Origin of the sequence: Kitasatospora sp. NPDC086791 (assembly GCF_040685975.1) — a bacterium.
Classification (GTDB): domain Bacteria; phylum Actinomycetota; class Actinomycetes; order Streptomycetales; family Streptomycetaceae; genus Kitasatospora.
The window spans coordinates 223,726-237,351 of sequence record NZ_JBFBOC010000001.1 but is presented as its reverse complement, the minus strand read 5'-3'; the positions used below and the strand labels follow the sequence as shown (position 1 = coordinate 237,351).

General features: G+C 73.3%; 12 protein-coding genes. 9 read left to right on the top strand and 3 right to left on the bottom strand.

The genetic code is table 11. From position 1 onward, the window contains the following. Positions 1 to 76 precede the first annotated feature (76 nt). Positions 77 to 859, top strand: coding sequence for a GntR family transcriptional regulator (locus tag AB0Q99_RS00975; protein ID WP_363567117.1), 783 nt, complete (start codon positions 77 to 79; stop codon positions 857 to 859). Positions 860 to 1,018: 159 nt separating this feature from the next. On the opposite strand, the gene AB0Q99_RS00970 is transcribed toward AB0Q99_RS00975, so the two are convergent. Together AB0Q99_RS00970 and AB0Q99_RS00965 are read right to left on the bottom strand one after the other, a co-directional pair. After that, positions 1,019 to 2,182, bottom strand: a complete 1,164-nt coding sequence (locus tag AB0Q99_RS00970; protein WP_363567115.1) for an ROK family protein — start codon at positions 2,180 to 2,182, stop codon at positions 1,019 to 1,021. Between the two features lie 401 nt (positions 2,183 to 2,583). After that, positions 2,584 to 4,221 carry a hypothetical protein gene (locus AB0Q99_RS00965; protein WP_363567113.1) on the bottom strand — a complete coding sequence of 546 codons (1,638 nt, stop codon included), beginning with the start codon at positions 4,219 to 4,221 and terminating at the stop codon, positions 2,584 to 2,586. A 314-nt stretch (positions 4,222 to 4,535) separates the two neighbouring features. Here AB0Q99_RS00965 and paaK point away from each other — a divergent pair, with 314 nt between their 5' ends. The 7 genes from paaK (at position 4,536) to AB0Q99_RS00930 (ending at position 11,205) form a co-directional block, all read left to right on the top strand. Beyond that, complete coding sequence (paaK, locus tag AB0Q99_RS00960; RefSeq protein WP_363567111.1) at positions 4,536 to 5,870, top strand: phenylacetate--CoA ligase PaaK; 1,335 nt, start codon at positions 4,536 to 4,538, stop codon at positions 5,868 to 5,870. Between the two features lie 256 nt (positions 5,871 to 6,126). Next, positions 6,127 to 7,257 carry a substrate-binding domain-containing protein gene (locus tag AB0Q99_RS00955; RefSeq protein WP_363567109.1) on the top strand — a complete coding sequence of 377 codons (1,131 nt, stop codon included), beginning with the start codon at positions 6,127 to 6,129 and terminating at the stop codon, positions 7,255 to 7,257. Positions 7,258 to 7,363: 106 nt separating this feature from the next. After that, a complete protein-coding gene (locus tag AB0Q99_RS00950; protein ID WP_363567107.1) occupies positions 7,364 to 8,152 on the top strand; it encodes an ATP-binding cassette domain-containing protein in 789 nt (262 codons plus the stop codon). A 71-nt stretch (positions 8,153 to 8,223) separates the two neighbouring features. Continuing rightward, positions 8,224 to 9,492: a sugar ABC transporter permease gene (locus AB0Q99_RS00945; RefSeq protein WP_363568171.1), complete on the top strand. Its 1,269-nt coding sequence runs from the start codon at positions 8,224 to 8,226 to the stop codon at positions 9,490 to 9,492. Between the two features lie 31 nt (positions 9,493 to 9,523). Then, entirely contained in the window at positions 9,524 to 10,195 is a 672-nt protein-coding gene (locus AB0Q99_RS00940) for a 50S ribosomal protein L11 methyltransferase (RefSeq protein WP_363567105.1), read from the top strand. A 94-nt stretch (positions 10,196 to 10,289) separates the two neighbouring features. Next, entirely contained in the window at positions 10,290 to 10,727 is a 438-nt protein-coding gene (locus AB0Q99_RS00935) for a GNAT family N-acetyltransferase (RefSeq protein WP_363567103.1), read from the top strand. Positions 10,728 to 10,920: 193 nt separating this feature from the next. Next, positions 10,921 to 11,205, top strand: coding sequence for a hypothetical protein (locus AB0Q99_RS00930; RefSeq protein ID WP_363567101.1), 285 nt, complete (start codon positions 10,921 to 10,923; stop codon positions 11,203 to 11,205). A 152-nt stretch (positions 11,206 to 11,357) separates the two neighbouring features. Here the strand turns inward: AB0Q99_RS00930 and AB0Q99_RS00925 are convergent, their stop codons facing one another. Beyond that, complete coding sequence (locus tag AB0Q99_RS00925; protein ID WP_363567099.1) at positions 11,358 to 12,794, bottom strand: aminopeptidase P family protein; 1,437 nt, start codon at positions 12,792 to 12,794, stop codon at positions 11,358 to 11,360. Between the two features lie 179 nt (positions 12,795 to 12,973). On the opposite strand from AB0Q99_RS00925, the gene AB0Q99_RS00920 reads away from it, so the two are divergent. After that, positions 12,974 to 13,615 (top strand): XRE family transcriptional regulator, encoded by a 642-nt coding sequence (locus AB0Q99_RS00920; RefSeq protein WP_363567097.1) that lies wholly within the window; start codon positions 12,974 to 12,976, stop codon positions 13,613 to 13,615. The last annotated feature ends 11 nt before the right edge of the window (positions 13,616 to 13,626 follow it).

Genomic DNA, 13,626 nt, shown 5'->3' with positions numbered 1-13,626 from the left:
CCTGCCGCAACAGCGGACAGCGGGCCCGGCATCCGCCCTTGTCGCAGGGCGGACAGAGCAACAGGTGGAGGACGCGGTGGGGACGACAGGACAGCTTTCTGCGGTGCCGGAGCCGAAGTACTGGCACCTGCGCACGGTGCTGCTGCGGGCCATCGACTCGGAGTTCTCCACCGGTCAGGTCCTGCCCAACGAGCGCGAGCTCTCCGCCCGCTTCGGCGTGGCGCGGGCGACGCTGCGCCAGGCGCTCGACCAGCTGGAGCTGGAGGGCCGGCTGGTCCGCCGCCGGGGCATCGGCACCCTGATCGCCGCTCCGCGGGTCGGCGTCCCGGTCAACCGGCAGGAGGAGGGCTGGCCCGGCACCGTCCGCAGCCAGTCCTGGCGCACGATCGACTGCACCACCGCCCCCGCCACCGCGCAGCTGGCCAAGAGCCTCGGCATCGCCGAGGGCGCCACCGTGCACACCGTCCGCCGGGTCCGCCTGGTGGAGGGCCGTGCGATGGCCACCGAGTCGCTGCACGTTCCGGCCGCCGCGCTGCCGCACCTGCCCGGCTTCCGCGCCGAGAGCGACCGCGCCCGCTCGGTGCTGCGCCAGCTGGAGCGGCTGGAGGTCGACGGCGAGTCGCGCTCGGTGGAGCTCGGTGTCGCGGAGGCCGACGAGGCCGCTCTCCTGGAGCGCCCGCCCGGCACCCCGGTCCTGGTCCTGACCACCCAGTACGCCGCGGCCGGCCGCCTCGCCGCCGTGGCCGTCGCCACCTACCGGGCGGACACCTGCAAGCTGACCTTCGGCGAGACCGGACTGGTCGAGGTCACCCCGGTCGCTCAGGCCGCCGCGACCGCGGCGGTCCGCACCGCTTCGTGACGCACCGCTTCGTCACGCACCACCCCCGAACCATTCTCCGGTAACCCTCAGGTCGAGGCCCGGGCGCCAACCGGCGTCCGGGCCTTTGCCGTTGGGTGACGTCGTGGTGCCCCGGCCGTCGTCGGGCCCGACGTGGGACGCCGGGCCCGACGTGGGGCGTCAGGCCCGTGGCGGGTCCACCGCGAAGAGCTGCTCCTCGACGTGGTCCAGGGCGACGCGCAGGGCGCCCATCGCCACGACCTCCGAGCCGAGGGCCGCCAGGGCGACCTCGGGGGCGCGCAGGGTGAACTGGGCGAGGCGTTCGCGCAGGGGGTCGAGGACGCCGTCGAGGCCGGCCGCCCAGCCGCCGATGACCACCAGCTGCGGGTCGATGGCCAGGACGAGCGCGGCGACGCCCTGGACGAGGCGGGTGAGGAAGCGGTCCATGGCGACCTTCGCGACCTCGTCGCCCTCCCGGGCCAGCCGCAGCACGCGGGCGACGGCGGCTTCGTCCAGCGGGTTGAGCGGCTTGCCGGTGGTGGACAGCAGGCGCTCGGGGGTGACCTCCTGGCCGAGCAGGTGCAGCGCGCCGATCTCACCGGCCGCGCCGCCGTAACCGCGGTGCAGCCGCCCGTTGATGAGGGAGCCCGCGCCCGGACTGAGGCCCGCCATCACGAAGACGACGTCGTCGGCGCCGAGCGCCGCGCCCTGCCAGTGCTCGGCGATGGCGGCGAGGTTGGCGTCGTTCTCGATCAGGACCGGGCAGCGGAAGGAGCGCCGCAGTCGGGCGCCGAGGTCGAGGCCGGTCCAGCCGGGCATCGCGGTGCCGAGCTTGACGGTGCCCTCGCGGTCCACGATGCCGGGGGTGCCGATGCCGACGGCCCAGAGGTTGTCGCGGGAGATGCCGGCCTTGCGCAGCACCTCGGCGACGGCGGTACGGACGGCGGTGAGCCGCTCCTCGGCGTCGAGGGTCTCGTCGACCGGCTTGAAGTGACTGCCCACCACCTCGCCGGTGAGGTCGGCCAGGATGACCCGGATGTCGTGCACGCCGATCTCGATGCCGAGGATGTGCCCGGCCTCGGCGCGGAAGCGGAACCAGCGGGCCGGGCGGCCACGGCGGCCGGTGCCCGGCTGACCGTCCTCCCTCGGCTGCTCGACCTCGGCGACCAGCCCGGTTTCGACCAGCCCCTCGATCACGCCCTCGACCGTCGGGCGGGAGAGCCCGGTCTCCCCGACGAGCTGAGTGAGGGTCACGGAGTGGCCGTTCCGCAGCGCCCGGAGTGTGACCGCCGCGTTGATCCGCCGCAGCAGCGAGGAGTCTCCTCCGGTGAGCCGATCCGCCAATGCGATGCCCTTCGCCGTTCGCGCGACTGCCCTGGCGCGCGATGTCGAGTGCGCGGTGCCCACCGAATGGCCCGCGGGGGTGCGCCTCCGGAACGCGGCACGGCGGCAGGGGGCCGCCTGCGCGAGGGCCGGAGGACATGCGGAGCCTACCCGGGGACCGGCCCGGGCGGCGAGAATCCTTGCAGCTCACCCAGGCTTCGGTATCGAAATGGTACGGATCGGGTGGCCGTGTGTGACCCGGGCTTCACCGTGCGGCCATGAGCGCCCCGCGCCCGGGCCGCCGGACCGCACCGGCCGGCGGGATCGCGTCGGCGCACACGGGAACGCGCGCCGGCCGGCCGGTCACGACCGCCGCACCCCCTCCCGAGGCCCCCGTCCTCCCGAGGCGTCCCCCCGAGGCTTCAGTCCACCCGGGCCGCGAACAGCCGGTGCCCCAGCAGAGCCATCGGGTGCCCGTCCTCGGGCAGGGCGTGGACGGTCGGGCAGCCGGCCGTGGTGAGGGCGGCCTGCCAGTGGTCGGCCGGGTGGGCGGGGAGGTGTCGGTGGGCGTCGCCGGTGATCAGCAGGTCGAGCTGTTCGGCGGTGGGGGCGGTGAGCAGCAGCCGGCCGCCGGGGGCGAGCAGCCGGACGAGTGCCGCGGCCTCCTCCTCCGGTCGCCGGGTCGCGGTGGCGACGACGAGGTCGTAGCGCCCGCCGTCGGGGGCGGTGTGGTGTTCGGCGCTGGGCCGGGGGCGGGCGGTGAGGGCCCGGGCGACCGCGGTGTCGACACCGTCGAGGTCGAGTTCGAGGACGCGCAGCGGCGCCGGTCCGTCGTGGGCGTCGGCGGTGGCGCGCACCAGGGCGCCGAGGGCGGCGCCGAGGTAGCCGCGGGCGGCGGACCAGCGGACCGGGGCGGCGGCGGGGTGGGGTGCCGCTTCACCGGTGATCAGGCGGGGCAGCCGCAGCGCGCCGCGCCGGACCCGGTCCAGGGCGGCGGCGGGGCCGAGCCCGTCGGCCCAGGCCTCGACGACCGGCCGCCAGGAGTCCCGGACCTCGGTGGCGGTGAGCGCGGGCCCGCCGTGATGGACCGCGCCCTGGGCGCCGCCGTCGTGACGGCTGATCAGGCCGTGCCGGGCGAGCGCGTCGAGCCAGCGGGTGACGCGGGGGCGCTGGGCGGGGGTGACCATCGCGGTGGCCTGCACCTCGGCCTCGGGGTAGCCGCGCCGGGGGTCGGTGAGGACGCCGCTCTGCTGGAGGGCCAGCAGGATCGAGGCGAGTACGGCCCGGTCGAGCTGGGCGCCGAAGTCGCGCACCTGCTCGGCGGTGATGCCGATGCTGTGCTTCCAGGCGGCGGCGATGGCGGCCTCGGTGGCGGCGCGCAGCCGGCGGTCGGCGGCCTCGGCGTTGCTGTCGGGTGCACGGACGTGGGCGAGGACGGCGCCGAGGGCGTCGACGGCGGCGTACACGTCCTCCTGGCGGGGTTCGGGGCCGATGTGCAGGACGAGCCGCAGCGCGCTGAGGTCGTGGGCGGAGAGGTCGTGGGCGCGGACGTCGGAGGCGCCGAGGTCGTGAGGGACGGGGTCGGCGCCGGTGGGCCCCGGGTCGGTGGGTCCCGGGTCGGTCGGGCCGGGCCGCCGGCTGAGCCGCCAGAGCAGGGCGGAGGGCAGGCTGAGGTGGGTGGTGCGGTTGGCGGCGAGGGCGGCGAGCTGTTGCTCGGGCGGCTGTTCGGGGTCGCCGCAGAGGACGGTGCCGCCGGCCAGCAGGGTGGCGAGGGCGAGGTCGACGGCGAGGTCGGTGACGGGGTGCAGCACGGTGTGCCGGATCGGCGGCGGGCCGAGGACGCCGGCCCAGTACCGCAGCCGCTGCTCGGCGGCGCGGGCCGCGGAGGGCGCGAGCGCGGCGTGCTCGGCGACGCGTACGGCGAGGGCCCGCGGGAGGCCGCCCGGCGGGGAGACGCCGAGCAGCAGGCCGATGCCGCTGATCGCGCGCCCGTCGGCGACGACGGCGGGCCGGTCGCCGAGCTCGCGCAGCGCGCTGACCAGGGCAGGAGTCGTGGGCACGGTGATCACTCCGGGGTGCGGGGGAGAAACCGCACTACTGAACCATGTGGCCGGGCCGAAGGATGCCGCGCCCGAGTCAAGCTTCCGTAATGATTTTCATATCGGACAGCCAAGGTGTCGGGGTGAAGTCGGCGCGAATCCGTCGGAACTTCGCATTCCGGAACCCGGAACCCCGGACTTCCGGGTTCCGGAAGTCCGGCGCGATCCCTTGACAGTAGCCGCGGGTGCTGGATTACTGAGCCCGAGTGCGGCTGACCGAACGATCGGTAGGCCGTACCGGATCGGCCGACCGCCGAAGGACCGAAGGAGCGACGATGACCGGCACCGCACCCGTCCCGCGCCGACACCTCGGGGAGCCGATCCCGCCCGAGCTCCTGGACGCCGGCGAGCGGATGGGCGTGGACGAGCTGCGCGCCCTCCAGCTCACCCGGCTGCGGGCCACCCTGCGGCACGCGTACGACAACGTCGAGCTCTACCGCCGCAAGTTCGACGCGGCCGGCGTCCGCCCCGAGGACTGCCGCACCCTGGCGGACCTCGCCCGCTTCCCCTTCACCACCAAGGCCGACCTGCGCGAGGGCTACCCCTTCGGCATGTTCGCCGTCCCGATGGACCAGGTCCGCCGGATCCACGCCTCCAGCGGCACCACCGGCCTGCCGACCGTGGTCGGCTACACCGAGAACGACCTCTCGATGTGGGCCGACGTGGTCGCCCGATCGATCCGCGCGGCCGGCGGCAGGCCCGGTCACAAGGTGCACATCGCCTACGGCTACGGACTGTTCACCGGCGGCCTCGGCGCGCACTACGGCGCCGAGCGGGCCGGCTGCACCGTGATCCCGGCCTCCGGCGGCATGACGGCCCGGCAGGTGCAGCTGATCCGGGACTTCGAGCCCGAGATCATCATGGTCACCCCGTCCTACCTGCTCACCCTGCTCGACGAGTTCGAGAAGCAGGGCATCGACCCGCGCGGCACCTCGCTCAAGGTGGGCATCTTCGGTGCCGAGCCGTGGACGGAGGAGATGCGGCGCGAGATCGAGGAGCGGCTCGACCTGCACGCCGTCGACATCTACGGCCTCTCCGAGGTGATCGGCCCGGGCGTCGCCCAGGAGTGCGTGGAGACCAAGGACGGGCTGCACATCTGGGAGGACCACTTCTACCCGGAGGTCGTCGACCCCTTCACCGACGAGGTGCTGCCCGAGGGCGAGGGCGGCGAGCTGGTCTTCACCAGCCTCACCAAGGAGGCGCTGCCCGTCATCCGCTACCGCACCCGCGACCTCAGCCGGCTGCTGCCCGGCACCGCGCGCCCGGCCTTCCGGCGGATGGAGAAGGTCACCGGGCGCAGCGACGACATGATCATCCTGCGTGGGGTGAACGTCTTCCCGACCCAGATCGAGGAGATCCTGTTGCGCACCCCGGCCGTCGCGCCGCACTTCCAGCTGCGGCTCACCCGGGAGGGGCGGCTGGACCGGATGACCGTCCGGGTCGAGGCCCGGCCGGACGCGCCCGCCGAGCAGCGGGACGCGGCGCGGGAGGCGATCGTCCGCGCGGTGAAGGACGGGGTCGGCGTCACGGTCGCGGTCGAGGTGGTCGAGCCGTACACCCTGGAGCGCTCGGTCGGGAAGATCAAGCGGGTGGTGGACCAGCGGGGGTGAGCCCGCGGGGCTCGGGCCGTGGGCCCGCAGGGCCCCGAGCGGGCGGGAGGTCGGAGGCGCACGGCTGTCCGGGGGGTGATGCCGTGCGCCTCCGACGTCTACAGAAATGTAGACGTCCGATCGGCGGTGAGTCCAATCCACCGGAGCGCGGCCGAGCCGCCGCGCCCCCCGTTCGGCGCAGCAATGATCGTGGCCGCAGCCGGAGCTGCGCAGACTCGGATGCGTGGGGGGTGGACTCAACCGGAGAGGCATCCTCATGAGCATCGGGCTCCGCCGCGTCCTCGCGGTCACCGCAGTGCTTTCCCTCGGCCTGGGCGCCGCATCCTGCGGCAGCGCCAAACAGTCCTCCAGCGGCGGCGGTTCCACGGGTGGCGCGAGCGCGGGCGCGAGCGGAAGCGCCTCCGTGGGAGCCGTCCGGATCGGCCTGCTGCTGCCGGAGACCAAGACCACCCGCTACGAGCAGTTCGACCGCCCGCTGATCGAGCAGAAGATCAAGGAGCTGGCGCCGGAAGCGCAGATCGACTACTACAACGCCAACCAGGACGCGACCACCCAGCAGACCCAGGTGGACACCGCCCTCACCAAGGGCGACAAGGTGTTGATCCTGGACCCGGTGGACTCCAAGTCGATCCAGTCGTCCGTGCAGAAGGCCCACGACGCGGGCGTCAAGGTGATCGCCTACGACCGTCTGGCCCAGGGGCCGGTCGACGCGTACGTCTCCTTCGACAACCACAAGGTCGGCCAGCTGCAGGGCCAGGCACTGGTCACGGCGGTCGGCGACAAGGCCAACGCCGGTCAGATCATCATGATCAACGGCTCGCCGACCGACCCCAACGCGGCCGACTTCAAGGCCGGCGCGCACAGCGCCATCGACGGCAAGCTGAAGATCGGCAAGGAGTACGACACCCCGCAGTGGGACCCGAACCTGGCCAACCAGGAGGCCGCGGCCGGCATCACCGCGATCGGCCCGGCCAACGTGGTCGGCATCTACTCGGCCAACGACGGCATGGCCGCCGGTATCGCCACCGCGCAGAAGGCGGCCGGGATCAACACCCCGCTCACCGGTCAGGACGCCCAACTCGACGCCATCCAGCGGATCGTGGCCGGCACCCAGACCATGACGATCTACAAGCCGTTCAAGCCGGAGGCCGACGCCGCGGCCGAGATGGCCATCGCCATGGCCGCCGGCGTGACCCCGGCGCCCAGCCTCGTGCCCACGACGGCGACCAACGGCAGCGGCAACAAGACGTTGGCCAACCTGATCACCCCGATCGTCGTCAACAAGGACAACATCAAGACCACCGTGGTCCAGGACGGCCTCTACACCGTCGCCCAGATCTGCACGCCGGACTACGCCGCCGCCTGCCAGGCCGCCGGCCTCGAATAGCCGACGTCCCCCTGGCGTCCCCCCGGCGTCCTCCCCGACGTCCCCCCGGCGTCCCCCCTCGTACCCGAACAGGCCCCGCCTCCACGACGGAGGCGGGGCAAGGGAGTTGGTCACTGTGGCAGGTGAGACCGTACTGGCCCTGCGCGGGGTCTCCAAACGGTTCGGCGCCGTCCAGGCGCTCACCGACATCGAACTGGAGGTGCACGCCGGCGAGGTGGTGGCGCTGGTCGGCGACAACGGCGCCGGCAAGTCCACCCTCGTCAAGGCGATCTCGGGCGTGCACCAGCCCGACGAGGGCGTCATCGAGTGGCAGGGCAGGCCGGTGACCATCCAGCGCCCGCAGGACGCACAGCAGTTGGGCATCGCGACGGTCTACCAGGACCTCGCGCTCTGCGACAACCTCGACGTGGTCGGGAACCTCTTCCTCGGCCGCGAGATCCGGCGCTTCTCCATCCTCGACGAGGTCGCGATGGAGAAGCGCTCCCGGACGCTGCTGGACACCCTCTCCATCCGCATCCCCAGCGTGCGGATCCCGGTCGCCTCGCTCTCCGGCGGCCAGCGCCAGGTGGTCGCGATCGCCCGCGCGCTGATCGGCTCGCCCAAGGTCGTGATGCTGGACGAACCCACCGCCGCCCTCGGCGTCGAGCAGACCGCCCAGGTGCTCGACCTGGTCGAGCGGCTGCGCGAGCAGGACCACGGCGTGATCCTGATCAGCCACAACATGGCGGACGTGATGGCCGTCGCGGACACCGTCGCGGTGCTGCGCCTCGGCCGCAACAACGGCGTCTTCGACAAGCACTACACCAACCAGGAAGAGATCATCTCGGCCATCACCGGCGCCACGGACAATGCCGTGACCCGCCGGAAGGCCCGGGGCCAGGAGGGTTCCGAGTGAGCGAGAACATCCCCGGGAGCCCCCCGGGCGGCGAGCCCGAACGTCACCACATCCCGCTGCCCGAGGACAGCATGCCCAGGGGCGGCGTCAACGCGCCGGTGCCGGTGGCGGCCGAAGCCACCCCCGCGGTCGACCCCCGGCTGATCGTGCGCCAGGAGGGCGTCAAGGGCTACGTCGGGGAGTTCCGCCGCCGGCTGAGCAGCGGTGAACTCGGTTCGGTGCCGGTGGTGCTGGCCCTGATCGTGATCTGGGCCGTGTTCGGCAGCCTGAACAGCAGCTTCCTGTCCGCCCAGAACCTCTCCAACCTGTCGCAGCAGATCGTCGGCACCGGCATGATCGCGATCGGCGTGGTCTTCGTGCTGCTGCTCGGCGAGATCGACCTGTCGGTCGGCTCGGTCAGCGGACTGTGCGCGGCGATCTACGCCGTGCTGAGCGTCTCGGACGGCGTCAACCAGTACCTCGCGCTGCTCGCCGCCCTGGTCGGCGGCGCGGTGGTCGGCTGCATCCAGGGCGTCTTCTTCGCCAAGGTCGGGGTCCCGGCCTTCGTGGTCACCCTCGCCGGCAACCTCGGCTGGAACGGCCTGATGCTGCAGATCCTCGGCAGCACCGGCACCGTCAACCTCCCCGGCACGGACATCGTCTCCCAGCTCTACAGCACCATCTACAGCCAGCAGGCCGCGGCCTACGGGGCGGCGGCCATCGGCGTCCTGCTGTTCCTGTCCGCCTCGCTGCTCGACGCCCGCCGGCGCCAGGCCGCGGGCGTCCCGTCCCGCCCGATGACCGACATCGTGCTCAGGACCGCCCTGCTGGCGATCATCGCCTTCCTCGCCGCCTACACGCTCAACCAGTACAAGGGGCTGCCGCTCGCGCTGCTGATCTTCCTGATCTTCATCGTGGTGCTGGACTTCGTGCTGCGCCGCACCTCCTACGGCCGCCAGGTGTTCGCGCTCGGCGGCAACATCGAGGGCGCCCGGCGCGCGGGCATCAACGTGGCCCGGATCCGGATCACCGTCTTCACCATCTGCTCCACGATGGCGGCGGTCGGCGGCCTGTTCCTGGCCGCGCAGATCCAGTCCGCCAGCCAGACCTCCGGCGGCGGCAACCTGCTGATGAACGCCATCGCGGCGGCCGTCATCGGCGGCACCAGCCTGTTCGGCGGGCGCGGCACGACCTGGTCCGCGCTGCTCGGCGCGCTGGTGATCGGCTCGATCCAGTCCGGGATGAACATCCAGGGCCTGAGCAACGCCATCCAGTTCATGATCACCGGCGCGGTGCTGCTGGCCGCCGTCGTGGTCGACTCGCTGGCCCGCCGCACCCAGAAGGCCGCCGGCCGCGCATGAGCACACCCCACCTGGGCCTATGCTGCGGGACATGCCGAGTGAGCTGCGTACTCTTCAGCCGGCCGAGGACCTCGCCTTCATCCGGCGCGAGACCGAGCTGAAGCCCGTCCCCTTCGTCCCCGAGATCAGCCTGCACATGGCCGAGGACGCGATCGCCCTCTGGGAGACCACCGAGCGGGCGCGCGGACGGGCCGGACTGCCGCCGCCGTTCTGGGCCTTCGCCTGGGCCGGCGGGGTGGCCGTCAGCCGCTACGTGCTGGACCACCCCGACCTGGTGGCGGGCCGCACGGTGCTGGACGTCGCCGCCGGATCCGGACTGGTCGGGGTGGCTGCCGCGCGGTGCGGTGCGACCTCCGTGCGCGCCGCCGAGATCGACGCCTACGCGGTGGCCGCGATCGGCCTGAACGCCGAGGCCAACGGCGTCCGGGTGGAGGGCGCCCTGGTGGACCTGGTGGACGGGGACGGCGCCCCGGCCGAGGTCGTGCTCGCGGGCGACGTCTTCTACGAACGGGCCATGGCCGCCCGCTTCCTGCCCTTCCTGGAACGGGCCGCCGCCCGCGGCGCCACCGTCATCGTCGGCGACCCGGGCCGCGCCTACCTGCCGCGGGAGCGGTTCACGGCGGTCGCGGCCTACCGGGTGCCGGTGGTCGCCGACCTGGAGGACACGGCTGTCAAGACCACCACGGTGTGGCGGCTCGGCTGACGGGCCGTCCGTTCGGGAGTCGTCGGGGGGAACGGGCCGTCCGGGGAGTGGAATTCCCGGTGGCGGGGCGGGACCGGCTGCTAGACAGGCCCGCATGACCGATCGGACCGCCCTGCGCCCCGCCACCCCCGACGAGATCCCCGCCCTGCTCGCCCTCTGGGCCCGGGCAGCCAAGGGCACCAGCATCACGGACGACGAGGCGGGCGTGGCCGCGCTGCTCGCCCGCGACCCCGAGTGCCTGATCGTCGCCACCCCGGCCGACGACCCCGAGACCCTCCTCGGCACCGTGATCGCCGGCTGGGACGGCTGGCGCTGCCACCTCTACCGCCTCGCCGTCGACCCCGGGCACCGCCGCCGGGGCATCGGTGCCGCCCTGCTCGCCGCCGCCGAGGAGCGCTTCGCCGCGCTCGGCGGCCGCCGGGCCGACGCCATGGTGCTGGACGAGAACGTCCTCGGCCACCGCACCTGGCAGGCCGCCGGGTACACGCCCCAGTCGCAGTGGAGCCGCTGGGTCAAGCCCCTGGAGGGCTGATCGCCGACCGCCACCGGCGCTGCTGCTGCGTTGCTGCTCTACCGTCGCTCTGCTGACGGATCGTCATGCCGAGCAGTGGGGTCGGGGCGGGGACGAGTGCGATGGGTGACGCGCGATCATGCCATGATGATTACTGACTGGTAATCCGATGATGTCCAGTCAGTGAACCGTGCATCACCGTAAGGAGTCACCCATGCGCCGACGCATCTCCGCCCTCGTCCTGACCGCCGCTCTGGCCGGCGGCGCCCTGGCGACGGTCGCCCAGGTCGCCACCGCCCAGCCCGCGGCGGCCGCCTCGATCACCGTCGACCTCAAGCAGATGCGCCAGCAGGTCTACGAGCTGCGCCAGAAGGCCAGCCGCCTGGACCACGAGGGCGAGCGGGACGCTGCGCGCAAGGCCCGTGCCCAGGCCGACGCGCTGCAGCGCCGGATCGACCAGCTGGAGAAGGCCGAGCGCGAGACCGGTCACCACTTCTGACGGTCACCACTTCTGACGGTCACCACTTCTGACGGTCGCCGTGCCGGGCGGCCGCCAGGTGTGGCGACCCCCGGACGATCGGTGCCGCCCGCTCCGGCCGCTCACGCGGTCGGGGCGGGCGGCACCGTCGTTTCGCCGTACCGGGGCCGTGGTCAGCCGCGCAGGGCGGCCAGCCAGGCCTCCACCTCGTCGGAGCGGCGGGGGAGGGCGGCGGACAGGTTCTCGTTGCCGTCCTCGGTGACCAGGATGTCGTCCTCGATCCGGACGCCGATGCCGCGGTACTCCTCCGGCACCGTCAGGTCGTTCTGCTGGAAGTAGATGCCCGGCTCGACGGTGAGCACCATGCCCGGCTTCAGCGGGCCGTCCACGTGGATCTCGGTGCGGGAGTGGGCGCAGTCGTGCACGTCGATGCCCAGCATGTGGCCGGTGCCGGCCAGCGTGAAGCGGCGATGCAGGCCCAACTCGTACACCTTGTCGGCGGGCAGGTCGCCGAACAGGCCCCAGGAGGTGAGGTGTTCGGCGAGCTCGCGCTGGGCGGCGCGGTGGAAGTCGCGGAAGTCCGCGCCCGGCCGGACCGCGGCGATACCGGCCTCCTGCGCCGCGAACACGGCGTCGTAGACCTTGCGCTGCAGCTCGGTGAAGCGGCCGCTGACCGGCAGGGTGCGGGTGATGTCGGCGGTGTAGAGGTGGTTGGTCTCCACACCCGCGTCGAGCAGCAGGAGCTCGCCGGGCCTGGCGTGGCCGTCGTTGCGCACCCAGTGCATGGTGGTGGCGTGCGGGCCGGCCGCGGCGATCGTGCCGTACCCGACGTCGTTGCCCTCGACCCGGGCCCGGACGAAGAAGGTGCCCTCGATCAGCCGCTCCGCCGTCTCGGTGTCGGTGCCGAGGACGCGCACCACGTCCTCGAAGCCGCGGGCGGTGGCCGCGCAGGCGAAGCGCAGCTCGGCGATCTCGAACTCGTCCTTCACCAGGCGCAGTCCGGACAGGAAGGCCTCGAACTCCGCGTCCCGCTCGGCGGCCGCCCGGCCGTCCAGGGCCGCCTCCACGCCCGCGTCGTGGCGGCGCAGCACCCGGACCGGGCCGGTGGCCGCGCGCAGGTCGGCGGGCAGGCCGCGCACGTCCCGGCAGGGCAGGCCGAGCAGCCGCTCGTTCTCGGTGAGGCTGTTGCGGCGGCCGTCCCACAGCTCGCCGTGGGTGTCCAGCCAGAACTCGCCGTTGTCGGTCTCCGAGCGGTCGCGCAGGTAGAGCACGGCGGCGTGACCGCTGTCCCCGGTGGGCTCCAGCACCAGCACGGCGTCCTGGGACCGGTCGCCGGTCAGGTAGGCGTAGTCGGAGGACGGGCGGAACGGGTAGTCGGTGTCGTTGGCCCGCACCTTGGGGTTGCCGGACGGGACCACCAGCAGCTCGCCGGGGAAGGCGGCGGACAGCTCGGCGCGGCGGCGGGCGGTGTGCGCGGCCTGCGGGACCGGCTCCAGGGCGGTGCACTCGGTGTCGGCCCAGCCCTGCTTCATGGTGGCGGCGAGTTCGTCCGTGACGCCGCGGGTGAGGCCGTTCTTCCGGTACTTGATGGTGTCGGCGGGCTCGGTCACTGCGGTCTCCTGGTGAGGGTGGTGGATGTGACGTGCTTCGCTACGCTGCCCCGTCCGTCGGCATGCGTCCCGTACGGTATATCGAACAAGTGCCGGGAGAGAAGAGGTCGAGCGTGAACGACGCCCAGGAACCAGGGCGGAGCGAGGAGTCCGTTCGCGGTGAGGAGTCCGTCCGGAGTGTGCTGGCAGCCAACCTGAAGCGGGTGCGGGCGCAGCGCGGGCTGTCGCTGTCCGAGCTGTCCCGGCGGGCCGGGATCGGCAAGGCGACGCTCTCCCAGCTGGAGTCCGGGGCCGGCAACCCGACCCTGGAGACCGTGCTCGGGCTCTCCCGGGTGCTCGGCGTGCCGATCTCCGACCTGGTGGAGGCGCGGCCGGCCGAGGAGGTGACGGTGGTGCGGGCGGCCGACGTCGAGGTGCTGAGCGGCCGGGGCGTCGACCTGCGTCCGCTGCGCCGGATCGAGTCCGGGGACGTGGTGTTCGAGGTCTACGACCAGCAGGTGCGCACCGACGGCACCCAGATCTCCGGCGGCCACATCGGCACCGAGCACACCATCGTGCAGGCGGGCCGGCTGCGGGTCCGGGCGGGCCGCCGCGAGCTGGAGCTCGGCCCCGGCGACTACGTCGGCTTCGACGCCTCGCTGCCGCACTCCTACACCGCCGTGGGCGGCGAGCCGGTCCGCTCGGTGCTGCTGCTGCAGTACCGGGCGGAGCAGCGGCTGCACCTCGCCGACCCGGCGGACCCGGTCGGCTCGGCGGGCGGGCGTGCCCTGGCGGCCGGGTCGCGTCCGGCGCTGGGGCCCTCGCTGCACCCGGAGCACTGACCGGGCCGGTC